Genomic DNA, 25301 nt, shown 5'->3' with positions numbered 1-25301 from the left:
AAATTTTATAAAATGAAGTTTAAACTGAAATTTAGTTCTGATAAACCTTTACAAGTTGAAAAAAAAATTAATAATTTAAAAAATTGATTTCAATTGGATTTTTATCGAAGAAGTAAAATAATCACATTATGTATTTAACATAATAAAGAGGGTTACTCTGGGAACATTAATTTCAAAATTGAAAAATTGATTCCTCCCCTACTCTTTTTAAAAACATAAAAAAAGGTTGCATTTGCAACCTTTTCTTATAACATAATAACGCCTTCTATCTTCGAAACTTCTTTGTAATAATTGATTACTGTATCCGCATCAATCACATAAAGTTTAATCGAAATAGATGTATATTTTCTATTTTTTGAAGCTTTGTAATCAAATTCAGCATTCGTTCCTGCAAAAATATCTTTGATTTTTTTCATCGTTTCTTCACTTGAAGGATAAATGAATTTGAACAAATAATCTGTTGGAAATTTTTGTACATCATCTAATCTTTCTTTGAATTTTGCATAAAAATCTTGCTCATTGTGAGAGCTATCTGGTATTTCTTCGAATGTATAATCTCTATTTGTGTCCATATCTATTATTTTTTTGTTACAATGTCAAAAACAATACCACTTCACATTATTGATAAAATATAGAATTAATAAGACATTTTGACATATTATAAATCTTATAATTTCAATCTCATCATATAATCTATTTGTTCATCATCACCAAGTCTGAAAATATGTTGATCGAATTTTTCGAAACCATTCTTTAAATAGAAATTAATCGCTGAAATATTCTTTTCCTTCTGTAATGTGTTTTTCTTCAACTCTTTTTATTGTAATTTCTTCGTTCATTAATGCGAAACAAATTTTAATCCTACAATTGAACTAATTAATATAAAAATAAAGAATATTCTCCAAAAATTAGCAGGTTCTTTGAATACAAAAATTCCAATTAAAACTGTTCCAACAGCGCCAATTCCAGTCCAAACAGCATAAGCAGTTCCCAAAGGTAAAGTTTGTGTTGCTTTGATTAATAACGCCATACTTGCGACCAAACACACTGCAAAAGCACCGTACCACATATACATTTCTGAGCCTGTTGTTTCTTTGGCTTTTCCTAAAGATGATGTAAATCCAATCTCGAATAATCCTCCTAAAATCAATAAAATCCAATTCATTTTGTTAATATTTTACTGCAAAGATGAATTAGAAAAAAATAGTATTTTTTTACAAATGTTAAAAAATTATTCGCTTAAATTTCGGCGCGAATCCTACTTAATGTTACTTGGGAAATTCCTAAATATGACGCGATATAACCTAATTGCACACGATTAATCAAACTTGGATTTTCTTCTAACAATTTTTTATAACGATCAATCGCCGTTCCTAGTTGCCTAGAAACAAAACGCTCTTCAGTTTTTATCAATTCAATTTCAGCAAGTTTTCTTCCCCAATTTGCAATCTCTAAATTAGTTGCGTAAAATAACTGTAAATCAGAAGATTTAATTTCATATAACTCACAATCTTCCATTAATTCAATTGTTTCGTAGCCAATTTTATTTTCGACATAACTTCGCATCGATAAAATCAAATCGCCTTCTTTCCCAAACCAAAACGTAATTTCTTTTCCATCGTCTATCGTATACGCACGAACAATTCCTTTTTTGATGAAATATAACTTTTTCTCAACTTTATCGGCATCAATAAGCGTGGTGTTTTTTGATAATCGAATTAGTTGAATTTTATCTGCAATCAACTGAATAGACTGCGAGGAAAGTGGTGAAATTTGATCTAAGATTTGTTCTATTTCCATTATTGAAACTTGTCTAGTAAAAGTAAACAAAAAACTCAACCTAAAATAGGCTGAGTCATTCAAATTAAATTAACACCTGAAGTCTACTTTGCATGTAGACCGCATTCTTTTTTACTATTGTCTTCCCACCACCATCTTCCGGCACGAAAATCTTCACCTTCGTTTATAGCACGTGTGCAAGGAGCACAACCAATACTTATAAAACCCTTGTCGTGTAACGGGTTGTAAGGAACTCTATTTTCTTTCAAATATTCGAAACAATCCCCTGTTGTAAAATCAATCAATGGATTGAATTTGAATAATTGTTTTTCTTCGTCAAACTCTATTTCGTGCATATCATGTCGATTATTCGATTGCTCCGCACGCAAACCTGTAATCCAAACTGATGCTTCTTTTAATGCACGATTCAGAGGAATTACTTTTCTGATATAGCAACATTGTTTTCTTAAATCAACCGAATCATAAAAAGAATTAATTCCATTTTCTTCAACAAACTTTTCTAACTCCTCTGTTGGCGGATAAAATGGTTTAATCTTCGCTTGATATTTCAATTCAGTTTTGTTCCACGTATTGTAAGTTTCCTGAAAAACACGACCTGTATCTAAAGTAAAAATCTTAATATTGTCTAATTTTTGACTTAAAATAACATGAGAAATAACTTGATCTTCGAAACCAAAACTTGTCGAAAAAACTATTTTTTCTTTAACGTTGTTATTCAAAAAAAATAATTTTTCTTCTAAACTTACTTGTCCTGTAACTTTTTCTAATATCTCTTTTAGTTGATTCATTTTCTTATATAATATCTATAGTTTTTATAGAGTATTTATTTTAACAAATGTATTAATTCCAATTTTCTAAAACAACACTAATCTCGACTAATTTTATAGATATAATATAATATAGAATCAATAAATTATACAAGCAAATTTTGTTTATACTTAAATCATCTTCGAGAGTGAATTTTCATATTCGTAAAATAGAAGAAAATCAGTCCAAATTGGCATTAAATAAAGGTTTTCATAGAGTATGGATTGCTAATTAATTCGAAAATCAATATAATTATTAAGATAAAAACATTTAAAATGTCTTAAGAATAAATTCTATCTAATCATCTTCGAGAACGAATTATGAATATCACAAAACTAAAAAGTCAAACTTTACAATGTTTGACTTTTTAATTTATATTTTTTGTAATGATAAATTAGGACAAAAATGGATGAAAATAACCAAATCCAATAACCAAAATGTGGTAAATCATATTCATGTATTTGTAAAATATCTAATCTTGTTAAATGATTAATTTCGTATAATGACATTTGAATAACAGCGATAATACCTAATATTCATCCTATTTTTATCTTATAAAAAATCCAAGAAAATAATAATGTAAAGTTCCCTAACCAACAGATAAAATCAATTGGCAACTCTGATATCGTTATATATCCTAATATTAGATATGCAATTCCTAAATATTCTGTTCTAGAATCTCCAGAATAATATTCAATAAAATCAATACTTAATAAGTGAACAGGCAAAATTAAACTCACCAAATAAGTTAAAATACTTACATATAAAAACAGATTATTTTTCCAATTTAGCTTCAATTTTCTCTATTTGTTTTTCCAATTTTTTATTCACTTTTTTCAATTTGTTTTGAGGACTAAACATAGCGTAAACCAGCAAACCTACTCCTACTCCAACAACAGCTCCAATTTTTTCATTCTTATTAATTGCCTTCGAAATTGCAATTCCCGCTGCTGCTCCAGTTGTAACAATCGAAACTGTATTTTCAAAACCTTTTGATTTTGTGTCCAAAACTTCCAATAAATTATTCATAGTTGATTATTTTTTTCAATAAACGTTGCAATAAATATTCCTAAATATAAATCATTCCAAATTATTTTAAAAATTGTTCGTATTAATTCAAGTGTTTATCTTTGTTCGGTAACATTTTTAGAATGGAAATACAAGACAAAATTTTAGCGCTTCGAGAAGAGCTTACTCAGCATAATTATAATTATTACGTTTTAGATAATCCGACAATTTCTGATTTCGAATTTGATTTGAAATTGAAAGAATTAAAACGATTAGAAGACGAAAATCCTATCTTTTTTGATGTTAATTCCCCTACACAACGCGTTGGTGGAATGGTTACAAAAAATTTTCCGACGATTACACACGAATTTAGAATGTATTCGTTAGACAATTCATATTCAGTTGAAGATTTACAAGATTGGGAAAAACGAATTGAGAAAACGTTAGGTGAAAAAGTAGAATTTGTTTGCGAATTGAAATATGACGGCGCTTCGATTTCTATTTTATACGAAAATGGTGAATTGACGCAGGCTGTAACGCGTGGAGATGGAACACAAGGTGATGAAATCACGAATAATATTCGTACGATACAATCTGTCCCTTTAAAATTGAAAGGAAATTATCCTGAACGTTTTTATATGCGTGGAGAAATTACAATTCCGCTCAATAAATTTGCTTCAATTAATGAAGAACGCGCTAATAATGGTTTAGAATTGTATGCAAATCCTCGAAATACCGCTTCTGGATCATTAAAATTACAAGATAATACCGAAGTTGCGAAACGTGGTTTACAATGCTTTCCGTATTATTTTATCGGAAATAATTTGCCTTATTCTACGCAATGGGAAATGCTACAAGCCGCTGATGAATTAGGTTTTAAGATTCCGCATACGTCAAAATTATGTACTTCTTTGGAAGAAGTTTTGGCTTTTGTAGATCATTGGGATATCGAACGCAAAAATTTACCTTACGAAACGGACGGAATTGTGATCAAAGTGAATTCTTTTTCGCAACAAGATGAATTAGGTTATACTGCGAAATCTCCACGTTGGGCAATGGCTTATAAATTCAAAGCTGAAGCTGCCGAAACCGAATTATTGAGTATCGATTATCAAGTTGGTCGTACTGGAGCAATTACACCTGTTGCAAATCTAGCGCCTGTTTCTTTGGCTGGAACAATCGTAAAACGTGCTTCTGTCCACAACGAAGATATTATCAAAAAGTTGGATATCCGCATTGGTGATATGGTTTATGTGGAAAAAGGAGGTGAAATTATTCCGAAAATTGTCGGTGTTAATACAGATGTTCGTCAACCTGGAACCGAAGAAATCGAATTCATTAAAAATTGTCCTTCTTGCGGAACAGAATTAATTCGTAACGAAGGCGAAGCACAGCATTATTGTCCAAATGAGAATGGTTGCGAACCTCAAATTATTGGAAAATTAGAGCATTTTGTTTCTCGAAAAGCAATGGATATTGAGGGCTTAGGTGGTGGAACTATAGAAATTCTTTATTCTAATAATAAAATCTCAAATATCTCAGATTTTTATAGTTTAAATAAAAATGAGATTATTGGTCTTGAAAAATGGATTGATAATGATTATGCTGGATTAAAGTATAAAAATCAATTACAAGTAGACTTAGTTAAAGCAGTTTTTGCTCTTTCAAAAAAATGGGGAAATCTAACAATAAAAGATAGCGAATTCATAACTAAAAATGTTAAATCATTAAATGAGTTATTAAATATTGAAACAGAAAATAATAAAATTACAAAATTCATCTCTGAACTTAAAAATTCATTAACTAATATTGATTACCAAAATTACTATTCCTTAGAGAATTATGTTTCTCTAAATTTACTTTTAGATATTAAATTTCCAAATATCTTAAATCAAAATTCTGATTTATTTAGTAATAAAATTTACGATATTGATACTATAAAATATATTGACGAATTACTTGTTTGGAATAATAAAAATAATAAAGATTTCGAACAATTTATAATAAGTATTGCTGATAGAAATAGAATTGGTATTAAAGAAAAATCTGCAGAAATTATTTTAAACTCAATTGAAAATTCTAAAAATGTCAATTACGAAAGGGTATTATTTGCTTTAGGAATAAAATTAGTTGGAGAAACAGTTGCTAAAAAAATTGTTAAGAAATTCAATTCTATTGAACAATTAATAGATTCAAGTATTGAAGAATTAGAGTCTATTGATGAAATTGGAAACAAAATTGCATTAAGTATCAAAAATTATTTTTCTAATGAAAATAATTTAAATATTGTACATAAATTAAAAAATTACGGGTTAAAATTTGAACTCGACAATTCATCAATTCCAATATCTAGTATACTTGAAAATAAAACATTTTTATTTACTGGCTCATTAACCAAATTCAATCGAACTGATGCGCAAAAAATGGTGGAAGATCATGGAGGAAAAAATATTTCCGCAGTTTCTAAAAATTTAAATTATCTAGTAGTTGGTGAAAATGCCGGAAGTAAACTAAAAAAAGCAGAAGAAATAGGAACTGTTATCGTATTGACTGAAGACGAATTTTTAAATTTAATAAATTAAATAATGGATACTTATAATGATTTCGTTGCCATTGATTTTGAAACATCATACGGACATATTCCTTGTTCTTTAGGTATAGTTGAATTTTCAAATGGAGAGCCAATTAATGAATATTATACATTAATAAAACCAATAGATTTAAAATTTAATCCAATAAACTCTAGAATAAATGGAATATTTCTTGAAGATGTTTTTAACAAAAAAGAATTTGATGAAATTTGGAATGAAATAGAGCATTTTTTCATTGATAAAAATATTGTTGCGCATAATGCATCTACTGATATAACAATTCTTAATAAAACCTTAGATTATTATAAAATTCACAAACCAGATTTTAAATCATTTTGTACTTTAGAAATTTCTAAGTCTCTATTAGAATTAGAAAATTATAAACTTTCAACTCTTGCTAGTTATTTTCAATTTAATCAAAATAATTATCACAATGCATTAGAAGATGCTTATATATGTGGGCAAATTTTCAATGAATTTAGGGATAATGCATTTGAATATATAAAAAATGATAATAAAAAAAGAATTCGAAAACCTAAATCTAATGCATCTTCTATTAACACTATAAAAACCGATATTCTATTAGGCAAAACGTTTTTGTTTACAGGAACTTTGACTAAATTCAATCGAACTGATGCACAAAAAATGGTGGAAGATCATGGCGGGAAAAATATTTCTGCAGTTTCTAAAAACTTAAATTTCTTGGTTGTTGGCGATAAAGCAGGAAGTAAACTGAAAAAAGCAGAAGAAATAGGAACAGTTGTCGTGTTGACCGAGGACGAATTTTTAAATATGATTAACGACTAATGGAATCAGGATTAATTGCTGTCATTATATTCGGAATTGTATTATTGATTTTGATTCCATTTATCTATTATGGATTGCGAATGGCAGGCTACAACAAATCTGCAATGATAGTTTCGCTTGCGATATTTTTTATTGTGATGATTCCGATCGTGAAATATGGTTACAGAAGTCAAATGTATTCTAATGATGATTTGAAAACCGATTTACACCAAGCTGGAATTGGGTTTAAAGGAAATTTAAAAATTGTTTCGACAGATATTTCTGGAATTAAAAACATGAAACAAGAAACAGTTTTGATTATGGATTCTGCCGATGTCAATACAATTATTAATCGAATAGAAACTGATCCTCGCTTCAAAATTTCTCCAGAAACACTGAGTTTGAAAGAAGAATTAGGCTCGAATGCAAAACATAAAACCAATAGAAATTATCGTTTCAAAGATAATTTTATTTTAGAAACTTACGGAATGTCTGATGATTACACGATTCGATATTCGGAACTGAAATTTAGAAAAGGAAATGACACAGTTTTCTTCAAAAAAGAAGAAGTGTATTAAAAAGATAAAATCCGTCAATTGACGGATTTTTTTATTCAAGATTATTTATTTCTGAGATATTAAAACTATGACTTTTTGAATTTTCAATTTTCCTTTTAATAATAGTGGAATCTACTTTCAATGTGTCAAAATTGAATGTTCGAGGTTCTAAATAATATAATTCTAAAATGGAATCTTTTCTATTTATTGTTCCGAATTTATATTGTTTATTAGTAATAGTATCAAAATATATTGTGTCATTTTTCAGATAGTATTTACCAACTTCTCGTGATGGGAAAAAGCAAAACGAATCCTCAATATAAACATCATTCGATTTAAAATAATAAGTTGTTTTACAATCTATTGTTCCTCTACTATAAGCGACTAATTTATCTTTTCCATATATTGTTTTATCAGTTATTATTCCCGATGGATATAGAAAAACCAAAGTCAAAACAATAATACTAATAAAGACAGGTATTCCTTTTTTGAAATTTCTTTCATCATCATCAAAATATTTATACAACTTTAGTATTGTAGAAATAATTAATCCTATGAATAAAATAAGTTCTATTAAATAGAAAATAATCAAGAAAATTCCAGTTTCATGAATCCAAAAATGTTGTGTATTAATTAATAGAAACAATAATACTAAAGAACAAAAATGAAATGGATATAGTTTGAACATAAAACAAGTTAATCAAATTGTAATATAGCTATTATAAATCATTTATTTATAATTATTTTCCATCTTAATTATCTCATCAAATTCGTCCAAAGTATCTTTACTTTCAGTTTTGTAATTTTTAGATTTTCCTATAAAATGAATCAATTTTCTATCTTCAAAATAATAACGAGATTCTTCTATTATCGATTTTTTATCATCAAATTCTTTCCAATATAAAGGAAAATTATAAGTGTATCTTGTTCAAAAACAAAAGACTATTTATCATTTAACAAATAATATTCGGCTAAATATTGACCTGATTCTCCAAATTTTCGAACCACAATTTTTTCTAATTTATCATTTAAAAAGTAATAATTTATAAAACCTCCTTCAGTAGAGTCATCTGTTTCAACTTCTTTTATTTTTGACCAAATTTTAATTGAATTAATTCGATTAAAATTTGATTTAATTGGATCTAATTTATTTTCAAAATCTTTTGAAATAATAACTTCAGAACTTTTATAATCTTTTTGTTTTTGAGCAAATACATTAAATGAACTAAAAATAATAAACGAAATTAATAAAAGAGTTTTCTTCATTGTACTAAAATTATTTCCATAAAATTCAATAAAATATACTAATTTTCAATCAATAATAATAGTGAATTTTATGCAATTTAGAGTCACTCGTCATACCAATCAAATCAACGAAATAAAAAAATTCTATACTAAAGTTTTAAATTTTGAAATCCTTGGAGAGTTTCAAAATCATAATGGATATGATGGTATTTTTATTGGAAAACCAGATTTAGACTGGCATCTAGAATTTACAACAACTCACGAAAATATCAATCATCACTTTGATGAAGACGATTGTTTGGTATTTTATCCAACAACGCAACAAAAATATAACAAACTCATTGAGCGTTTAGAAATTCATCATATCAAACCAATAAAATCGAAAAATCCGTATTGGAATGAAAATGGAATTTCTTTCTTAGATCCTGATGGATTTGTTATCATTGTTTCACCTTTGAGAATTAAATAATTTGAAAAAATACATCTGCTTCATATTGCCATTTTTCATCTTTAGTTGCAAAAATGAAAATTCTACGAATTCTAAAACTCATAATGATTCAAATCCAAAAATTATTGAGAAAGAAAGCTTTATAAACGAAAAAGAAGATAAAATAATTCATCGATATTCCGTACCGAAAGGTTTTCAAAGAGAAAATTATAGTCAAAATGAATTTGGTTATTATCTACAACATCTGAAATTGAAAGACTTTGGAACACTTGTGAAATATTATAATGGAAAAGAAAAATCTGTAAATAATGTATACAATGCAGTGATTGATTTACCAATTGGAAACAAAGATTTACATCAATGTGCAGATGCAACAATGCGTTTGAGAGCCGATTATCTCTACCAACAAAAGCGTTATGATGAAATCTCTTTCAACTTTTTATCAGACGGAAAACCACGCAAATTTACAGATTTTGCAAATGGAGATTATTCACCAGAAAATTATTGGAAGTATTTGGAATATGTTTTCAGTTATGCGAATACAGCTTCTCTAAAAAATCAATTAGAGTCGGTAAAATATAATCAAGTAAAAATTGGAGATATTCTTTTACAACAAGGAAATCCTTATGGACATGCTGTTATGGTAGTTGATTTAGCAAAAAATGAACAAGGCGAAAAAATTGTTTTACTCGCCCAAAGTTATATGCCAGCTCAAGAAATTCAAATTCTTAATAATCCAATGGATAAAAAATTAAATCCTTGGTATAAATTACAACAAGGTAAAATTAAAACTCCAGAATGGTTGTTTACAAGTGATGATTGGAAAACGTGGGATTAAACGTCTTTTTAATACAATATTTAGTCTTAATTTTACACCAAATTAATCGCCGTGAATCGAGAAGAAATAGGAAATCAACTGCTAAATGAAGTTTTACAAATTCAACTTGCCAATAAACCAATCAATTCTAAATATTTAGATTTAAAACGTTTGGTTGAAAATATTGCATTTGAGTTAACAAAAAACGAAGCTTTACAGTTTTCTAACTTTTTCTCGAAGCTATCTTTTATTTGTAATCAATACCAAGTTTCTACTAAAATTCATTCGTTTCGTAAAACTGCTCAACGAATTCTGAGCGAGAAATACGAACCGACAGAACACGAATATTTTACACATTATAAATATATTGCAGATTTTATTTCTTCGATTTATGAAGTAATGATTCCAGCAGAAATTATCTACTATTTTCCTGAAAAAGAATTTTATACAAACAAAATTCTTACTCGAAATCGGGTTAAAAAATTGCGTGTTCAAGTGATTGAAATTAAACGAGATTGTTTGATTTGCGATCATGAAGATAATGAAACAGAAGAAAATATTACAGTTCAAATTGATGAGGATGGCGTAAATGAAAACTTTACTTCTATTGAGGATTTTTGGGTTGGTGCACAATTAAATTTAGTCAATTCGACGATTGATGAAGAAGGAATTTATCATCCACGTTTTATCATTCTCGAACCAGATTATTTGGTTGATATTTCGGCAATTGCTGAATGTTTTCAGGATTATGGAACTTCTGAATTGCATTATATTCAGAAAAAATTTGAAGAAGCGCCAAATAGTAAACACATTCGTTTAGGGAATTTTGCCAATTCAGTAGTCGATCATTTTTCAACGGAAAACATTGAAAACACAGATTTTAATGATATTTTCAAGAATGATTTCAAAAATTATCCATTAGAATATACGGCTTGCAACGATCTAGCGAATCCACAAGACTTGAAAGATTATTATCTGGAAGCTAAAGGTCATTTTGACCGTATTCAAAAAGTGTTGACGGAGGATTTTCCTCAATATGATATTTCGTTGGATCGTGCATTAATAGAGCCTTCATTTTTGTGCGAACAATATGGTATTCAGGGTCGTTTGGATTTATTAGACATTAATCCCGAAGGAAAAAATAAAATTATCGAGCTGAAATCTGGTGGTGCACCTTTTCCTGATGATGGAAAAAGTGTCAAGCCAAATCATGCGACGCAGCTCTTTTTATATTACCAAATTATTGGTGTTTTGTATGATTTAGAATTTAAAGATGTCACAAAAAACACCGAAGGTTATATCTTCTATTCGAAAGTATATCAAGGAAATTTACGTTTTGATGTGCCAACTTTAGCGCGAGTTCAACGTATTTTTGATTTACGAAATCGAATAATTATCAATGAAAATCGGTTAGCAAATCATACATTAACCGATATTGAATCAACTATTTATTCGATTAAACCTGCCAATTTTATCAAACGAAAAATTAATCCTCGTTTCAAAGAAATTTTAGAAGAACAGTTGGATAAATTTATCTATCCGATCAAAAATAGTTCACCGTTAGAAAAAGCTTATTTTTATTCGTTTACGAATTTCATTGCGAAAGAGCAATATATGGCGAAACTTGGTTTGGGACAATCAACTTCTAACAACGGTTTGGCGAGTTTGTGGCTGAATACTTTCGAAGAAAAAAATAATAATTTCGAGATTATTTATGATTTAGAAATTGTAGAAAATCATATTTCTGATCCAAAACGTGAAATCAAGTTAAAAAGAACTAATCCTGCGAATGATTTTATTTCGATTCGCGAAGGTGATATTTGCATTCTTTATCCAAGAAATAATTTCAAAGATTCGGTTTTAACAAATCAGGTTTTTAAATGTACCATCAAAAGTATTTCGAGAGAATTTATTGTATTGCGTTTTCGTTATCAGCAACCTAACACACGCTTTTTTGATTCGTTTGATTCATCAGGAAAATGGGCTTTGGAGCGCGATTTTATGGATTCTTCTTTTGTTTCGATGTACCGAAATCTGTATGGATTAATTCATTCTTCGAAAGCAAAGAAAGATTTGATTTTAACGCAATCTATTCCAAGAAATCAAATGGATTATGCGTATTTTAACTCAAATCTTTCGGATGAACAAAATCGAATTCTGAAAAAAGCACTTTCCGCAAAAGATTATTTCTTGTTGAATGGACCTCCAGGAACAGGAAAAACATCGATTATCATCAAAGAGTTGGTAAAAGAAATCTACGAGAAACAAGATTGTAATATTTTGCTTTTGGCGTATACAAATCGTGCGGTTGATGAATTATGTGAATCGATAAATTCGGCTATTTCTGATCAAATTGAACAAAAATTTATTCGAATTGGAAACGAATTATCTACTTCTCCTGAATTCCATTCAAATTTATTGAATAAAATTATCGAGCAAAAAGATGCTGATTTAGAGCAAAAAGGAGAAAAATTTTCGAGAAAAACGATTCAAGATATTATTCGTAAACAACGCATTTTTGTTTCGACGGTTGCTTCAATTTCGAGTAAAAATGATATTCTGAAATTAAAGAAATTTGATACAATTATTATTGATGAAGCTTCACAAATTTTAGAACCACAAATTGTTGGAATTCTACCAAAAGCAGAACGTTTTATCATGATTGGTGATCACAAACAGTTGCCTGCAATTGTTTTGCAAAATCCTGAATTAGCAAAAACGAACAACGAATTATTAGAAAATATTGGTTTAATCAATCGTAAAAACTCAATTTTCGAACGTTTGTACGAATTTTGTGAACGAAATAATTACGAAAATGCATTTGATCAATTAACTTATCAAGGAAGAATGCATGCAGAAATCGCGGATTTTCCGAACAATTATTTTTATGATGGAAAATTAAATGTTGCTTATGATATTCCTAATTTGAATGATGAGGTTAAGCAAAGTTTAAATCGTCAACGTGCAGATTTACATTTCGAAAACTACAATCAATCAAATGATTTACAGAATTTTATCACCAATCATCGTTTTGCGTTTATCAATGTGGACGAAAATCCTTATTTGCCTTCAACAAATGAGCAAGAAGCCGATTTCATTGTCAAATTTGTACAAGAAATTATTCATTTATACGAAATCAATAAAAAAGAATTTGATCCGAAGAAAACGATTGGAATTATTGCACCTTTCCGTAATCAAATTGCATTAATTAAACAGAAATTAGAATTAGCAAATATTCCAAATCATGAACAAATTACAGTTGATACTGTTGAGCGTTACCAAGGAAGTCAGCGCGATATTATTTTGTATAGTTTTGCGGTAACATATCATTCACAATTGAATGCGTTGGTGAATATGAATGACCAAGGAAATGTTGACCGAAAACTAAATGTGGCGTTAACACGTGCAAAAGAGCAATTATTTTTGATTGGAAATCAAACGATTTTGAAAGAAAATCAATTGATTAAAACATTAATTGAGTATTTAGAAAATAAATCTTCACATAAACTTATAATCTAATCAAAATCACTTCATAATTCATTTAAGATTCAGTAAATTTGTGCAACTATTTTTGTAAAATTATGTTGTATCAAAGAAGTAGCGCATTATTCAAAGACGCGCAAGAATATATTCCAGGAGGTGTAAATTCTCCTGTTCGTGCATTTAAATCTGTTGGAGGAACGCCAATTTTTATCAAAAAAGCCGAAGGTGCTTATATTTATGATGAAGATGGACGTGCTTACGTAGATTACATCAATTCTTGGGGACCAATGATTATTGGACACACAGATCCGCGTGTTTTGAATGCGACTGTTGAGCAGATGAAAAATGGTTTTTCTTTTGGTACACCAACTGAATTGGAAACTGAAATTGCGAAATTAATTACTTCTGTTGTACCAAACATCGATATGGTTCGTATGGTAAACTCTGGTACAGAAGCTTGTATGTCTGCAATTCGTTTAGCAAGAGGTTATACAAATCGTGATAAAATTGTAAAGTTTGAAGGTTGTTACCACGGACATTCAGATTCATTTTTGATTAAAGCTGGTTCTGGTGCTGCAACTTTCGGAAATCCAAATTCGCCAGGTGTAACGCAAGGAACTGCAAAAGATACATTGTTAGCCGAATACAATAATTTGGAAGATGTAAAAGCTTTATTCGAACAAAATAAAGACGAGATTGCTGCTATTATTGTTGAGCCAATTGCAGGAAACATGGGATGTATTGTTCCTGAAAAAGGTTTCTTAGAAGGATTAAGACAAATTTGTGATGAAAATGGAGCTTTATTAATTTTTGATGAAGTAATGACTGGTTTCCGTCAAGCGATGGGTGGTTCTCAAGAACGTTTAAACATCAATGCAGATATCGTAACATTTGGTAAAGTAATTGGTGGTGGTTTTCCAGTAGGAGCTTTTGCTGCTCGTCGCGAAATTATGAATCACCTTGCTCCTCTTGGTCCTGTTTATCAAGCGGGAACTTTATCTGGAAATCCAATTGCGATGCGTGCTGGTATCACAACTTTGAATATTATTAATAATGATAGAGCATTATTTAATCGTATTGATAATGCAACAGAAACTTTAGATAACGAGATTTCTAAAATATTTGCTGAGAAAGGAATTCCTGCACATATTAATCGTTTAGGTTCGATGATGTCTGTGTTCTTTACTGAACAAACAGAAATCAAAAACTTTACAGATGTAACGAAATGTAACCATGAAAGATTCAATAAATTTTTCCATCATTTGTTGACAAACGAAGTTTACATTGCACCTTCAGGATACGAAACTTGGTTTATTTCTGATGCGATTAAAGACGCTGAAATCAATAAAACGTTAGATGCTGTAAGAAGCTTCGAAGGTTAAACATAAACAAAAAATGCAGTAGAAAAACTACTGCATTTTTTTATTCTATTTTGGAACTACATTTTTGCGTCCATCAATTTTTCTGTTTTATCAGGTGATTTGCCCATTTTCATTTTAATAACAAACGCTTTGTTTGAATTATAATTTTTCGGAAGTAAAATATCGTAATAGGTATTTTTATCTAAATCGAAACCAATTCTGAAATAATTCAACTAAAGTCAAAAAAACATAAATCAAAAATTGATAACTAAACAAATCAATGAAATTATTATATTTACTAAAATTCATAATGATATGATTACAAATTACTTTAAACTACTACTTGCATCTAGTATAATTCTTATTAATTTTGGATGTAAAGATGATGATGGTTTTTCGGAAGAAGATGTAGTTGATACTTATAATATTGTATCCTATATAGCTAATATCCCAGTCGATTTAAACAATGATAAAAAAACATCAACTAATTTGATGGATGAAATTGAAATTCTTAATAAACAAGAGAACTTTTTAGAAGTTAGACCTAAAGTAAAAATAATATCCTTTAATTTTCCTCTAACTTTATTAAATTATGATTATCCAAGTATACCAGACGGTTATGCGAATTTTGTAAAATATGGTTTTGCAACATCTACAACATTATCGGATAAAGTAATGGTTATAAAAGATAGTAGTTATACAGAAAGCAACTATACTGGTAACAAGGAAAATAAAAAAAATGTTTCTATTGAAAATTTAAAAATTATAGACAACAACCATCTGTCTACAAATATTACAAAGTCCTATTATGATTTTAGCACCAAACAATGGATTGAATTGAATATTGAAGTTATTTTTCAAAAAAGAATATAAAAAAAGCTCGAGAAAATTCTCGAGCTTTTGTTTAATTATAATCCCCTATATGTTCCATTTCACTTTCGAAACTTAGTACTTTAGTCGCGTATTTTTGCAAACTTTTTTGTTTAATTTCTGATAAAAAATTATTCTTGAATTTATCTAAAGTCAATTCATCATTCACAAATAATTGCAAAGAATAAGAAACCGCCCCAGGTTCTATATGAGAAGTTATTTTTCCTAAACGAGCACCGATAAAACAATTTGATTTCAAATAATCATTAATATGCTCTTTATGAATCCACGCAAACCAATCATCATGCACTTCTTGTTCAACAATAAAAGTTGTATTATATAATATCATTCTCTAATTTTTTGCAAAGATACAAAGGTTTTCGCATTATATTTTTCTTGAAAAAGAAAGTCTAATCAAGATTTTATTTTTAAATTTACCTATTATTCATAACAAACAAAAATGAACAATACGCAACAATTTATACAAGAGAATAAACAACGTTTTCTTGATGAATTAATCGAATTACTTAAAATTCCTTCAGTTAGTGCTGATCCAGCCTACACACAAGACGTAAATGATGCTGCCGAAATGGTGGCAAAATATTTAAAAGAAGCAGGTGCTGATAATGTTGAAGTATGCGAAACAGAAGGTTTTCCTGTTGTTTACGGAGAAAAAATAGTTGACGCTTCAAAACCTACTGTTTTAGTTTACGGACATTACGATGTACAACCAGCTGATCCTTTAGAATTATGGGAATCTGGACCATACGAACCAGTAATCAAAAAGACAGAAATTCATCCTGATGGAGCAATTTTCGCTCGTGGTTCTGCTGATGATAAAGGTCAAATGTTTATGCACGTTAAAGCTTTTGAGGCGTTAAACAAATCAAACGAATTACCTTGTAACGTTAAATTTATGATCGAAGGTGAAGAAGAAGTTGGTTCTCCTTCATTAGTAAATTTCGTTAAAAACAATAAAGAGAAATTAAAAAATGATGTGATTTTGATTTCTGATACTTCTATGATTTCAAACGAACAACCTTCTATTTCAGTTGGTTTACGTGGTTTATCTTATGTAGAAGTTGAGGTAAAAGGAGCTAATCGCGATATGCACTCTGGTGTTTATGGTGGGGCTGTTCCTAATCCGATTAATGTTTTAGCAACAATGATTGGAAAATTAATCAATGAAAAAGGTCACATTACAATTCCAGGTTTTTACGAGCCAATTCTTGAATTAACTGAAGATGAAAGAGCTGATTTAGCAAAAATTCCATTTGATGTTGAAGAGTATAAAAAATCTATTGGTATCGCTGATATTCAAGGAGAAGAAGGTTTTTCTACAATCGAGAGAGCATCTATTCGTCCTACATTAGATGTAAACGGAATTTGGGGAGGATACATTGGCGAAGGTGCTAAAACAGTTATTCCTTCTCATGCATATGCTAAAATTTCAATGCGTTTAGTTCCAGGACAAGATCCAGAAGTTGTAACAAAACAATTTGCAGATTATTTCCCAACTTTAGCGCCTTCTTCTGTAGAAGTTAAAGTAAAACCACATCATGGAGGTAAACCTTATATTTTACCAACAAATCATCCTGGTTTTATCGCTGCTAAAAAAGCGTTAGCTGAAACTTTTGAGAAAGAAGCGTTAGCCGAAAGAGCTGGTGGATCTATTCCAATTGTTGCTTTATTCGAAGAAGAATTAGGAACAAAATCTGTTTTAATGGGATTCGGATTAAACTCTGACGTTATCCACTCTCCAAACGAACATTATGGTTTATTCAATTTCTACAAAGGAATCGAAACTATTCCATATTTCTACAAATATTTTAACGAACAATAATTTTCGACAAAATAACTTCTGAAAAGCGAATCAAATTGATTCGCTTTTCTTTTTGGTTTATAGTAGAATGATTAATTTTGAACTTTATTTTTATCAATGAGTAAAAAATTCTTAATTGCGGGTGCAGGAATTGCGGGTTTAACTTTAGCAAAAGCTTTGCAAGACTTAAATTATGATTACGAAATCTTCGAGGCTTCGTCAGAAGTTCGTGGATTTGGGGCTGGTTTTGGTTTGGCTTCTAATGCAATGAAAGCATTTGAAATTCTAGGTTTAGCAGAAGAAGTTGCTCCTTTGGGGCATATGTTAGAAGATTTTGAAATTCAAGATTGGAAAGAAAAAACGATTCTGAAAGCCGATACAGAACGATTAAGAAAAAATTACAACAACGAAAATTTTGCCATTCATCGTGCAGATTTACATCATTATCTAGTCTCGAAAATTGATTCGAATAAAATTAAAACGTCAAAAAAAATAAAATTATTTGAACAAAGTTTTGAGAAAGTTGTCCTTCATTTTGAAGATGGAACTTCTACAGAAGGTGATTATTTAATTGGTGCTGATGGGATAAATTCTACAATTCGTCAACAATTGTTAAAACAGTCGACACCTCGCTATGCGGGATATATTTGTTGGCGTGCCATTGTGGAAGATAAATCGTATAACTCAAAGAAAAGTATCGAAACATGGGGACCAAATGGTCGATTTGGTTTGACTCCTCTTATCAATCATCAAATATATTGGTACGCTTGTGTCAATACAAAACTAAATTCTGAAGTTTACAACTACGCTTTAAGTGATATTAAAAATCAGTTCAAAGATTATTCGGGACAAATCAGAAATACTTTACAAAAAACGAATCCAGAAAGTATAATTGCTACGCCAATTATGGATATAAAACCGATTAATAATTATGCATTTAATCGTGTTTTATTAATTGGAGATGCAGCACATGCAACCACACCAAACATGGGGCAAGGCGCATGCATGGCGGTTGAAGATGTTTGCGTTTTGTATGATGAATTAATCAAAAAAGATACTGATATTTTGTTAGCTTTTGAACATTATAATTTACGTCGTTTGAAACGAACACATTATATTATCGATACTTCTCGTTTGGCTGGAAAAGTTGCTCAAGTAGACAATAAATTTTTGATGAATATACGAAATTTTGCTTTCCGAAATTTACCACAATCTTTGATGCAAAGTCCTTTAGAAGACTTATTGGAAGAAGATTTTATGAAGATTTAGTTTATTCCATTATTAATTTATCTAATAAGTTTTTCATTATTTCTGTTCCGTTTTCTTGGTAAACAAAACCATGATTACCCTTTTCTAATGATTCTAAATGCCAATTTTTGTTATGTTTTTTTAAATAAATTGATTCCACTTCCTCAAATTTAAAAACGTTGTCATCTTTAGCATTCAACATATAAAAAGGTTTTTTGATTTTAGAAAAGTCAATCTCTTCAATTTTTAATTTTGGATCTGCAGAAAAAGCATAAAAACCTTTAAACAAATTCGAATGATTTGTTGCAAACCAAAAAGTTGCTGAACCGCCATTTGACATTCCTCCAAGATAAATTTCTTTCTTGTTTATAGAATATTTTTTTTCAACTTCTTTTACAATCGATAAGACATTTTCAAAAGCTTTTTTTCCAAATGGATACAGAATAATAGCATTGTATTCATCTGCCAAAGAAAATATAGATTCTTGCTCTATTTGATAATTATTATGAGTAAAATTTTCTGTACTCACCACTCCTCCATGCAAATAAACAATCATTCTTGAAGGCTTTTTAGACGAATAACTTTTAGGAATTAAAACCAAATAAGGAACTTTGATAGAATCTACATTGTTTGTATATAAAGCAAATCCTGCATTTGGCTGATCTGTTTTTATTTTTTACTCTATTGTTACTTATACTTTTTAACCAATCTACATTTAATTTTTCTTCACGAAGTTCTTTTTCTTTTAACTTCTCTTTCATCACAGAAACTAAATTATTCCATTTAGGATCAGAATAAATCTTAGAAAAATTTTCATCATTAGAAAGATAATCAACTTCTTCTTTGGTAGAACCTAAACCTTTTTGAACTCCCATTTCTAACCAATCTAATGCTTGATTTGGTTTATTACAATTTACTGACGAGATTGCTCCATAATAAAAATCATAAGGGTTTCGATTTTCATTATTCAGAATTTGTTCAAAAATTTTATGTGCTTCACAATATTTTTTATCTTTTAACAATTCTTGAAGTATAATTGTTTTTTCCTCATAAGATTGAGCATTAATAAAAGTAAACAAAAAGAATATAATTAGTAAGAATATTTTTTTCATAATCATGTTTTTTTAGTGATGTTAATTATAATTCAAAATCAATATAATTAATCCAAACTTGTACTTTATCCATATTTTTATTGAAATTTTCTTTCATAAAAGATGGATTGTAATCTACTTTTTGACTGTATATCAATTTATTATTAGCATAGACTTTTAATTTTTTGTTCAGATTAATCATTTCAGGAGAAATATATAATCGAAATGATTTTACAGAAGATGTTTCAATATCAAATCTATTTTTGGAATAATTTACTTTGATTAAACCTGATTCACGAGGAAAATTAAAAGCCATTTTATCCACATCTTTTATTTGTAGACTATCATTATCATCATATTCTAACCATTTAGTTATTTTGAAATTATAGTTTTTTTGCCACTCTTTTTTAGATGAAATTGTATCCAGTTTTGTGATTTCTATCCAATCAACTTTTCCGTATTTCACATCATCTGTTTCCCAAATTAATTTATTCGGAAATGGATTTCTTTTTCTATTCAACAAATCATCAAACAAAATTTTATACGCAGGCTCTGAACCATTAAATTCTGGAAACCAATGCGGATAACCATTGTATCGATAATCTTTATAATCAATATGTAATGATTGCATCAATGCAGTTAAATCATCATTAGCTTGTGGTGGAAAATAATAATCTAAATCAGTAGAGAAATTTATATAAGAACGATTCAATGCATTTTGAATAAATGTTCCTCCTGTTCTTACAATTGGCTGCGTATTAAAGCCATAAAAACCTGCAAAATAAGTTGGTTGTTTTACTAAATAATTAAACGAACCAGTTGCTCCATTAGAATGTCCCGTTAAAAACATTTTATTATCATCTACATTAATTGTTGATTTTATTTGTCGAACAATTTCTGGAACCATATAAAATCCTTTTTCTGTCATCCAATTATAACGTTTATCAGCTTTAGGAAAAACTAAAATAAAATCATTCTGATCCGCATATTTAGTATAAAATCTATTCCAACCTTTCAAATCTTCATCAGTAGAAAATTTTTCAAATTCACTGAAAAATACAGCTCCATGAAGGAAGATAAGCATAGGATATTTTCTTTCTGGGTTATAATTTTTAGGTAAATGAATAAAATAAGATGACTTTAAAGTATCATTAATTGGAAAGAAAATAGAATAATTTTGTTCTTTTTTCGGTAAATAAGATGAAGAATTTTTCAAACTTTTATAAAGTTTTTTCTTATCTTTAATCTCTAAATTTGTTGATTTCTTAATTCTAAAAAACTCATCATTTGTCAATTGAATACTGTCATAAAATCTTTTAGATTTTTTATTTGAGGTTACTTCTAAATTCTGCCAACGTTTATCATTTAATAGATTTTTGAATTTCACTTTCGAATCTTTATCTAAAATAAAATACCAACCTGGGTATAGTTTCGGATTTCTCTGAATTAACTTTTCTAAAAAATAAAATGTTTGATTTGCTTGACCAATTATGTTAGAAAGTTCAGCCGCATCATATAAATCAAAATTATTGATACTGTCTTTATGTAGATTGAATGCTTTTGTATAATAATCTAAAGCTAATTCCTTCTTGTCTTCTTCAACTAACTTTTCAGCTTTTGAAATTAAACTAGAATATGTTTCTTGACTAAAAATTTGTGTGGATAGAAATAAGATAAGTATAAAGATATAATTTTTCATGGGTTGAATTTTGTGTAAAAATACCATCAACACCCCTAATAAACTTGTAAAATTGGGACATTTTAATCTTTATAAAATCTCCAAAAAGTATCTTCCTCTCCTATTAATTCTCCATTTTTATAAAATTGATTGGGTGATTCAGAAACAAATTTTTTATACAACCGATTAAAATGAGATTGATCCGTAAAATTTAATTTATGCGCAATCGACGTAAATGTTTCATCAGGATTATGTAATAATTTCTCTTCAACTGTTTTTCTAAATAAAACGATTTCATGAAAGTTTTTAATAGAAACTCCAATATTTTCTTTGAAAACCCTATTGATATGTTTTCGACTAAAACCTAAATATTCAGCAAGTTGATTAACTGTAAAATTATCATAATGTTTGAAAATGTAATCTATTGAATTTTCTATAATTACATTTTCAATTCTATTCATTTTGTTCAATAAAATAGACTCAATTATCGAAACAAATTCCTCAGATTTTATATGATTAAACAAATGATTACACTCTTCTTCATCAAAAAAGTTTAAATCATCTATAATACTTGAAAAATCAATATTAATCAGAAATTGATTGATTCCAAAAGGTTTAAAAACAATTACAAAACGTTCAACAGAACCAATTTGTTGAATCTGTAAAACATCTGATCTTAATGGAGTAAAAATTTGAAGAGGAATTCCATTTTGTTTGTAAACAGAATTCCCCTTTATATATTGATGCGATTTATAAACTGAAATCGTATTGTTATAATGAGGAAAGCAATCGTATACAGTTAAATTATTATCATGTTTAATATCAACGTAATAATAATCAATATACTTTTTTAAAACTTCATTAGTAGATTTAAATGTTGTAAACATTACTCTAAATAATCATCTACTTCAACAGCACGTTATCTTCTAATTCTTGCTTCGAAATTTGAAAATGTTTATCAAATTCTTGTTCAAAAGATTCTAAATCCATTGTAATTTCCCAATCACCAAATTCATTTTCGAACAAATCTGTTAGATATTCTTTTAAATCATCTAATTTTTGTTGAATAAATTTATTTTGCTGAATTTCTTTCTCTTCTTTTTTATCTAATACAACTTGTTGATTGATTTTTTTCAGAATCAAAGCATTGATAAATTCTTCATGCGTATTCATAAAATCCTCAATCGTACCTGTAAATTGTGTCATTTTTTTATATTTTTTCCATTCACATTTCGAGAATAAATATAGAACTATTTTATTAAGAAACAATTAAATTTAAGATTTCTATAAATGAGTTTTAACATAAGAATTAACGTCTACTAATTATTGAAATTAGTTGTTTTAAGATAAATTTGAATATATAAATATTGAAAAAATGGAAAACTTTAAACTATCAAACGGAATCGAAATTCCTGCAATCGGATTTGGAACATGGTTATTAGAAGGTGAAAAAGTTACAGAACCTCTAAAAATAGCGCTAGAAAAAGGATATACTCATATTGACACAGCAGCAATCTACAAAAATGAAAAAGAAATTGGCGCTGTTCTCAAAGCTGAAAATGTAGATCGTAGCAAATTATTTATAACGTCTAAATGTTGGAATACTGAGCGTGGTTACGAAAAAGCAATGGCTGCATTTGAGCAAACTTTAACAGATTTACAGACTGATTATTTGGATTTATATTTGATTCATTGGCCTGCAAATGAAACGCAATTTCCTGATACTTGGGCAGAATTGAATGCTGGAACTTGGCGAGCTTTTGAGGAAATTTACAAATCTGGAAAAGCAAAGTCAATTGGTGTAAGTAATTTTAATATCAATCATTTGGAAGCTTTATTTGAAACGGCTGAAATCAAACCAATGGTTAATCAAATTGAGATTCATCCAGGGCATTCGCAACCAGAATTAGTCGATTTTTGTAAACAACACAATTTATTGGTTGAAGCATGGAGTCCACTTGGTTCGGGAAGAATTTTGGAGAACGAATTAATTGTTTCTTTGGCGGATAAATACAATGTTTCAGTTGGTCAAATTTGTATTAATTATTGTTTAGCGAAAGAAATTTTACCACTTCCTCGCTCCTCTTCAGAAAAAAATATTGAAGCGAATTTCACTTCAAATAATTTTAAATTGAGCACAGAAGATGTAAAAGCGATTGATGAAATGCCTGCTGATGGTTTTTCTGGATTGAATCCTTCAATGGTTGAATTTTAACAAGTTAAACGAATTCACTAAAATAAATTTTAAAAACCTCTGTTTTACAGAGGTTTTTTCGTTTTAAATCTTCAAAAAATCAATACTTTTACTTTTTAAATGATAAATAAAATTATTCGATATGAGCCAAAATCCTGAAAATCTATTCAAAACTTATTTTGATCAAACCCTTGAAAGATGTGGTTTTGATGAAGATTTGAAAGCTGGTATTTTATTTTTTTTAGGTGAAAGTATTATTGCTGCGAACACTAATCAATTGATGAATATGTTTGCGGAAGAAGAAAAGATTCAACAAGAATTTCGTCGTTTGTTTACGTTGTATGCTACGCCAAATGCTGACATCAATCCGTTTGAAGCTTTGGATACAGAACCAATAAAGCAAATTATTTATACATACAACGAAATATATGTCAATGTAATTAGAAATAAATCATTTGATTTTGATAAAGTTATCAATGATAATTTAAAGTCTGAGTTTAAGTTAGATTTTATTAAAGAATTTGAAAATAAACAATATAAATTAGTTACAAATCATAACTTAAATACTTCTTTTTTCAAACAGATTGGAGCGTATCTTAATCAGTTTGAATTGAGTTATGAGGATATTTATTTGGCTGGAATTAATTATTATCAAACGAATCAGAAAGTAGATTTTGAAGGAATAAATGTATTGAATCTAAACATTATTGATAGTTTTTCGCCTTTGTACACAACATTGTTTCATTATCCATTATTGTACACATATTATCCAGCGAATCTGAACGCAAATCATTTGTTTAGTTCGATTTTGCAATTCCTTTATTTACATACCAACACGGATATTGCGAAACATATTCACGCTTTTCACAACCATATTTTCTATGAAAATAATCCAAGAAGAGTTCGTAAAGGTTGGGAATTCGAAGAATTGGAACGTGGCGTTTTGATTTCGCAAACTTTTCATAATGCGTTAAATATTCGTAAGTCTCCTATTTTCGGAACTCGTCCTGATTTTTTAGCTTCGAATAATTATTTATTAAATGAATTGAAAGATCAAAATATTCCGTTGGAGAATTTTAAGGCCTTGATGACCAAAACAATTGAAGAATATTACGAAGCAGATATTGAAGAAGTAGTTGCTGGAAAGCTAAATCATGCTGAATTTTTACAACTTTTAGCAATTATTTTCTACGAAACTTCTGCTAATGCAATGATTATTAAATCATGGAAAAACTAACAATTAATCAAGAAAATCGAATCAAATTAGAAGAACATTTTGGCGAAATTTTGCCAAGATTACCTTTTGAAATGGTTTCATTTTACGAATCGAGTAATTCGTGGGAAGGACAAATTGAATATAATTTGAATTTGAACACGGGAGAATTGACGTACAATACCATCGAAAATGTAAAACATCAAATCGAAATTTTGCCTGAAATGATGCAACGCATCGAAAGTGAAATTATCTTGATGTTAGAAAATTTATAAACTAATA

The 25301-nt window shown here is 28.7% G+C and carries 27 protein-coding genes; 13 read left to right on the top strand and 14 right to left on the bottom strand.

From position 1 onward, the window contains the following. Positions 1 to 245: 245 nt before the first annotated feature. The 6 genes from N5E64_RS03085 to N5E64_RS03060 all read right to left on the bottom strand — a co-directional run bounded on the left by N5E64_RS03085 (position 246) and on the right by N5E64_RS03060 (position 3636). Positions 246 to 572, bottom strand: a complete 327-nt coding sequence (locus N5E64_RS03085) for a DUF493 family protein (RefSeq protein ID WP_038334352.1) — start codon at positions 570 to 572, stop codon at positions 246 to 248. Positions 573 to 667: 95 nt separating this feature from the next. Next, entirely contained in the window at positions 668 to 811 is a 144-nt protein-coding gene (locus N5E64_RS03080) for a hypothetical protein (RefSeq protein WP_180904411.1), read from the bottom strand. A 27-nt stretch (positions 812 to 838) separates the two neighbouring features. Continuing rightward, positions 839 to 1165, bottom strand: coding sequence for a multidrug efflux SMR transporter (locus tag N5E64_RS03075; RefSeq protein WP_125349392.1), 327 nt, complete (start codon positions 1163 to 1165; stop codon positions 839 to 841). A gap of 74 nt (positions 1166 to 1239) precedes the next feature. Beyond that, on the bottom strand, positions 1240 to 1800 hold the full coding sequence (locus N5E64_RS03070; RefSeq protein ID WP_280035651.1) for a Crp/Fnr family transcriptional regulator: 561 nt from the start codon (positions 1798 to 1800) through the stop codon (positions 1240 to 1242). 83 nt (positions 1801 to 1883) lie between these two features. Continuing rightward, the gene (locus N5E64_RS03065) at positions 1884 to 2588 is read right to left on the bottom strand and encodes a phosphoadenylyl-sulfate reductase (RefSeq protein ID WP_280035650.1); all 705 of its coding nucleotides are present in this window, start codon (positions 2586 to 2588) and stop codon (positions 1884 to 1886) included. 793 nt (positions 2589 to 3381) lie between these two features. Continuing rightward, entirely contained in the window at positions 3382 to 3636 is a 255-nt protein-coding gene (locus N5E64_RS03060; protein ID WP_280035649.1) for a hypothetical protein, read from the bottom strand. A 122-nt stretch (positions 3637 to 3758) separates the two neighbouring features. Here N5E64_RS03060 and ligA point away from each other — a divergent pair, with 122 nt between their 5' ends. From ligA to N5E64_RS03040, 3 genes are read left to right on the top strand one after another with little or no spacing between them, the layout of a single operon-like run. Beyond that, positions 3759 to 6197: an NAD-dependent DNA ligase LigA gene (ligA, locus tag N5E64_RS03055; protein ID WP_280035648.1), complete on the top strand. Its 2439-nt coding sequence runs from the start codon at positions 3759 to 3761 to the stop codon at positions 6195 to 6197. Positions 6198 to 6200: 3 nt separating this feature from the next. Further along, positions 6201 to 7013, top strand: a complete 813-nt coding sequence (locus tag N5E64_RS15760; RefSeq protein ID WP_407933286.1) for an exonuclease domain-containing protein — start codon at positions 6201 to 6203, stop codon at positions 7011 to 7013. Then, entirely contained in the window at positions 7013 to 7570 is a 558-nt protein-coding gene (locus tag N5E64_RS03040; RefSeq protein ID WP_038334375.1) for a hypothetical protein, read from the top strand. Before N5E64_RS15760 ends, N5E64_RS03040 begins: the two co-directional genes overlap by 1 nt. A 31-nt stretch (positions 7571 to 7601) precedes the next feature. Here N5E64_RS03040 and N5E64_RS03035 read toward each other — a convergent pair whose 3' ends face one another. Both N5E64_RS03035 and N5E64_RS03030 read right to left on the bottom strand, forming a co-directional pair. Then, positions 7602 to 8237, bottom strand: a complete 636-nt coding sequence (locus N5E64_RS03035) for a hypothetical protein (RefSeq protein WP_280035645.1) — start codon at positions 8235 to 8237, stop codon at positions 7602 to 7604. 254 nt (positions 8238 to 8491) lie between these two features. Continuing rightward, complete coding sequence (locus N5E64_RS03030) at positions 8492 to 8815, bottom strand: hypothetical protein (RefSeq protein ID WP_280035644.1); 324 nt, start codon at positions 8813 to 8815, stop codon at positions 8492 to 8494. 70 nt (positions 8816 to 8885) lie between these two features. On the opposite strand from N5E64_RS03030, the gene N5E64_RS03025 reads away from it, so the two are divergent. The 5 genes from N5E64_RS03025 (at position 8886) to N5E64_RS03005 (ending at position 15776) form a co-directional block, all read left to right on the top strand. Then, positions 8886 to 9263 carry a VOC family protein gene (locus N5E64_RS03025; protein WP_125349524.1) on the top strand — a complete coding sequence of 126 codons (378 nt, stop codon included), beginning with the start codon at positions 8886 to 8888 and terminating at the stop codon, positions 9261 to 9263. A gap of 25 nt (positions 9264 to 9288) precedes the next feature. Next, positions 9289 to 10080, top strand: coding sequence for a DUF4846 domain-containing protein (locus N5E64_RS03020; RefSeq protein WP_260391973.1), 792 nt, complete (start codon positions 9289 to 9291; stop codon positions 10078 to 10080). A 51-nt stretch (positions 10081 to 10131) separates the two neighbouring features. Next, positions 10132 to 13578 carry an AAA domain-containing protein gene (locus tag N5E64_RS03015; RefSeq protein WP_280035643.1) on the top strand — a complete coding sequence of 1149 codons (3447 nt, stop codon included), beginning with the start codon at positions 10132 to 10134 and terminating at the stop codon, positions 13576 to 13578. 62 nt (positions 13579 to 13640) lie between these two features. Next, on the top strand, positions 13641 to 14924 hold the full coding sequence (gene hemL, locus N5E64_RS03010) for a glutamate-1-semialdehyde 2,1-aminomutase (protein ID WP_115000606.1): 1284 nt from the start codon (positions 13641 to 13643) through the stop codon (positions 14922 to 14924). A 240-nt stretch (positions 14925 to 15164) separates the two neighbouring features. Continuing rightward, a complete protein-coding gene (locus N5E64_RS03005; protein ID WP_280035642.1) occupies positions 15165 to 15776 on the top strand; it encodes a hypothetical protein in 612 nt (203 codons plus the stop codon). A gap of 31 nt (positions 15777 to 15807) precedes the next feature. On the opposite strand, the gene N5E64_RS03000 is transcribed toward N5E64_RS03005, so the two are convergent. Further along, entirely contained in the window at positions 15808 to 16122 is a 315-nt protein-coding gene (locus tag N5E64_RS03000) for a DUF4286 family protein (RefSeq protein WP_125349519.1), read from the bottom strand. Positions 16123 to 16233: 111 nt separating this feature from the next. Between N5E64_RS03000 and N5E64_RS02995 the strand changes: the two genes are divergently transcribed. Both N5E64_RS02995 and N5E64_RS02990 read left to right on the top strand, forming a co-directional pair. Then, on the top strand, positions 16234 to 17616 hold the full coding sequence (locus N5E64_RS02995; protein ID WP_038334410.1) for a dipeptidase: 1383 nt from the start codon (positions 16234 to 16236) through the stop codon (positions 17614 to 17616). A gap of 96 nt (positions 17617 to 17712) precedes the next feature. Next, on the top strand, positions 17713 to 18864 hold the full coding sequence (locus N5E64_RS02990) for an FAD-dependent monooxygenase (protein ID WP_280035639.1): 1152 nt from the start codon (positions 17713 to 17715) through the stop codon (positions 18862 to 18864). Position 18865: 1 nt separating this feature from the next. Here N5E64_RS02990 and N5E64_RS02985 read toward each other — a convergent pair whose 3' ends face one another. The 5 genes from N5E64_RS02985 to N5E64_RS02965 form a co-directional block, all read right to left on the bottom strand. Then, complete coding sequence (locus N5E64_RS02985) at positions 18866 to 19399, bottom strand: dienelactone hydrolase family protein (RefSeq protein ID WP_260391972.1); 534 nt, start codon at positions 19397 to 19399, stop codon at positions 18866 to 18868. A gap of 28 nt (positions 19400 to 19427) precedes the next feature. Further along, positions 19428 to 19955, bottom strand: a complete 528-nt coding sequence (locus N5E64_RS02980; RefSeq protein WP_125349515.1) for a hypothetical protein — start codon at positions 19953 to 19955, stop codon at positions 19428 to 19430. Positions 19956 to 19980: 25 nt separating this feature from the next. Beyond that, entirely contained in the window at positions 19981 to 21633 is a 1653-nt protein-coding gene (locus N5E64_RS02975; RefSeq protein WP_125349514.1) for an alpha/beta hydrolase-fold protein, read from the bottom strand. Between the two features lie 62 nt (positions 21634 to 21695). Further along, entirely contained in the window at positions 21696 to 22499 is an 804-nt protein-coding gene (locus N5E64_RS02970; RefSeq protein ID WP_038334430.1) for an AraC family transcriptional regulator, read from the bottom strand. A 16-nt stretch (positions 22500 to 22515) separates the two neighbouring features. Next, positions 22516 to 22818, bottom strand: coding sequence for a hypothetical protein (locus N5E64_RS02965; protein WP_280035638.1), 303 nt, complete (start codon positions 22816 to 22818; stop codon positions 22516 to 22518). Positions 22819 to 22987: 169 nt separating this feature from the next. Here N5E64_RS02965 and N5E64_RS02960 point away from each other — a divergent pair, with 169 nt between their 5' ends. The 3 genes from N5E64_RS02960 to N5E64_RS02950 all read left to right on the top strand — a co-directional run bounded on the left by N5E64_RS02960 (position 22988) and on the right by N5E64_RS02950 (position 25294). Further along, positions 22988 to 23827, top strand: coding sequence for an aldo/keto reductase (locus N5E64_RS02960; protein ID WP_280035637.1), 840 nt, complete (start codon positions 22988 to 22990; stop codon positions 23825 to 23827). A gap of 121 nt (positions 23828 to 23948) precedes the next feature. Further along, positions 23949 to 25043: a hypothetical protein gene (locus tag N5E64_RS02955; RefSeq protein ID WP_280035636.1), complete on the top strand. Its 1095-nt coding sequence runs from the start codon at positions 23949 to 23951 to the stop codon at positions 25041 to 25043. After that, complete coding sequence (locus N5E64_RS02950) at positions 25031 to 25294, top strand: hypothetical protein (RefSeq protein WP_125349508.1); 264 nt, start codon at positions 25031 to 25033, stop codon at positions 25292 to 25294. The genes N5E64_RS02955 and N5E64_RS02950 overlap by 13 nt, the downstream gene beginning before the upstream one ends. Positions 25295 to 25301 lie beyond the last annotated feature (7 nt).

The organism is Empedobacter sp. GD03739 (assembly GCF_029843245.1).
GTDB classification, from domain to species: Bacteria; Bacteroidota; Bacteroidia; order Flavobacteriales; family Weeksellaceae; genus Empedobacter; species Empedobacter falsenii_B.
Note: the sequence above shows the minus strand (reverse complement) of the source record. Positions and strands in the feature narration are given on the sequence as shown.

Excerpts from the sequence above, each read along its gene's own strand:
- N5E64_RS02955 (WP_280035636.1), top strand. The coding sequence starts at position 23,949 with ATGAGCCAAAATCCTGAAAATCTATTCAAAACTTATTTTGATCAAACC.
- N5E64_RS02990 (WP_280035639.1), top strand. The coding sequence starts at position 17,713 with ATGAGTAAAAAATTCTTAATTGCGGGTGCAGGAATTGCGGGTTTAACT.
- N5E64_RS03065 (WP_280035650.1), bottom strand. The coding sequence starts at position 2,588 with ATGAATCAACTAAAAGAGATATTAGAAAAAGTTACAGGACAAGTAAGT.
- N5E64_RS03085 (WP_038334352.1), bottom strand. The coding sequence starts at position 572 with ATGGACACAAATAGAGATTATACATTCGAAGAAATACCAGATAGCTCT.
- N5E64_RS02970 (WP_038334430.1), bottom strand. The coding sequence starts at position 22,499 with ATGTTTACAACATTTAAATCTACTAATGAAGTTTTAAAAAAGTATATT.
- N5E64_RS02965 (WP_280035638.1), bottom strand. The coding sequence starts at position 22,818 with ATGACACAATTTACAGGTACGATTGAGGATTTTATGAATACGCATGAA.
- N5E64_RS02960 (WP_280035637.1), top strand. The coding sequence starts at position 22,988 with ATGGAAAACTTTAAACTATCAAACGGAATCGAAATTCCTGCAATCGGA.
- N5E64_RS02980 (WP_125349515.1), bottom strand. The coding sequence starts at position 19,955 with ATGAAAAAAATATTCTTACTAATTATATTCTTTTTGTTTACTTTTATT.
- N5E64_RS03035 (WP_280035645.1), bottom strand. The coding sequence starts at position 8,237 with ATGTTCAAACTATATCCATTTCATTTTTGTTCTTTAGTATTATTGTTT.
- N5E64_RS03070 (WP_280035651.1), bottom strand. The coding sequence starts at position 1,800 with ATGGAAATAGAACAAATCTTAGATCAAATTTCACCACTTTCCTCGCAG.
- N5E64_RS03075 (WP_125349392.1), bottom strand. The coding sequence starts at position 1,165 with ATGAATTGGATTTTATTGATTTTAGGAGGATTATTCGAGATTGGATTT.
- N5E64_RS02975 (WP_125349514.1), bottom strand. The coding sequence starts at position 21,633 with ATGAAAAATTATATCTTTATACTTATCTTATTTCTATCCACACAAATT.
- hemL (WP_115000606.1), top strand. The coding sequence starts at position 13,641 with ATGTTGTATCAAAGAAGTAGCGCATTATTCAAAGACGCGCAAGAATAT.
- ligA (WP_280035648.1), top strand. The coding sequence starts at position 3,759 with ATGGAAATACAAGACAAAATTTTAGCGCTTCGAGAAGAGCTTACTCAG.
- N5E64_RS02995 (WP_038334410.1), top strand. The coding sequence starts at position 16,234 with ATGAACAATACGCAACAATTTATACAAGAGAATAAACAACGTTTTCTT.
- N5E64_RS02950 (WP_125349508.1), top strand. The coding sequence starts at position 25,031 with ATGGAAAAACTAACAATTAATCAAGAAAATCGAATCAAATTAGAAGAA.
- N5E64_RS03030 (WP_280035644.1), bottom strand. The coding sequence starts at position 8,815 with ATGAAGAAAACTCTTTTATTAATTTCGTTTATTATTTTTAGTTCATTT.
- N5E64_RS02985 (WP_260391972.1), bottom strand. The coding sequence starts at position 19,399 with ATGATTGTTTATTTGCATGGAGGAGTGGTGAGTACAGAAAATTTTACT.
- N5E64_RS03025 (WP_125349524.1), top strand. The coding sequence starts at position 8,886 with ATGCAATTTAGAGTCACTCGTCATACCAATCAAATCAACGAAATAAAA.
- N5E64_RS03000 (WP_125349519.1), bottom strand. The coding sequence starts at position 16,122 with ATGATATTATATAATACAACTTTTATTGTTGAACAAGAAGTGCATGAT.
- N5E64_RS15760 (WP_407933286.1), top strand. The coding sequence starts at position 6,201 with ATGGATACTTATAATGATTTCGTTGCCATTGATTTTGAAACATCATAC.
- N5E64_RS03060 (WP_280035649.1), bottom strand. The coding sequence starts at position 3,636 with ATGAATAATTTATTGGAAGTTTTGGACACAAAATCAAAAGGTTTTGAA.
- N5E64_RS03040 (WP_038334375.1), top strand. The coding sequence starts at position 7,013 with ATGGAATCAGGATTAATTGCTGTCATTATATTCGGAATTGTATTATTG.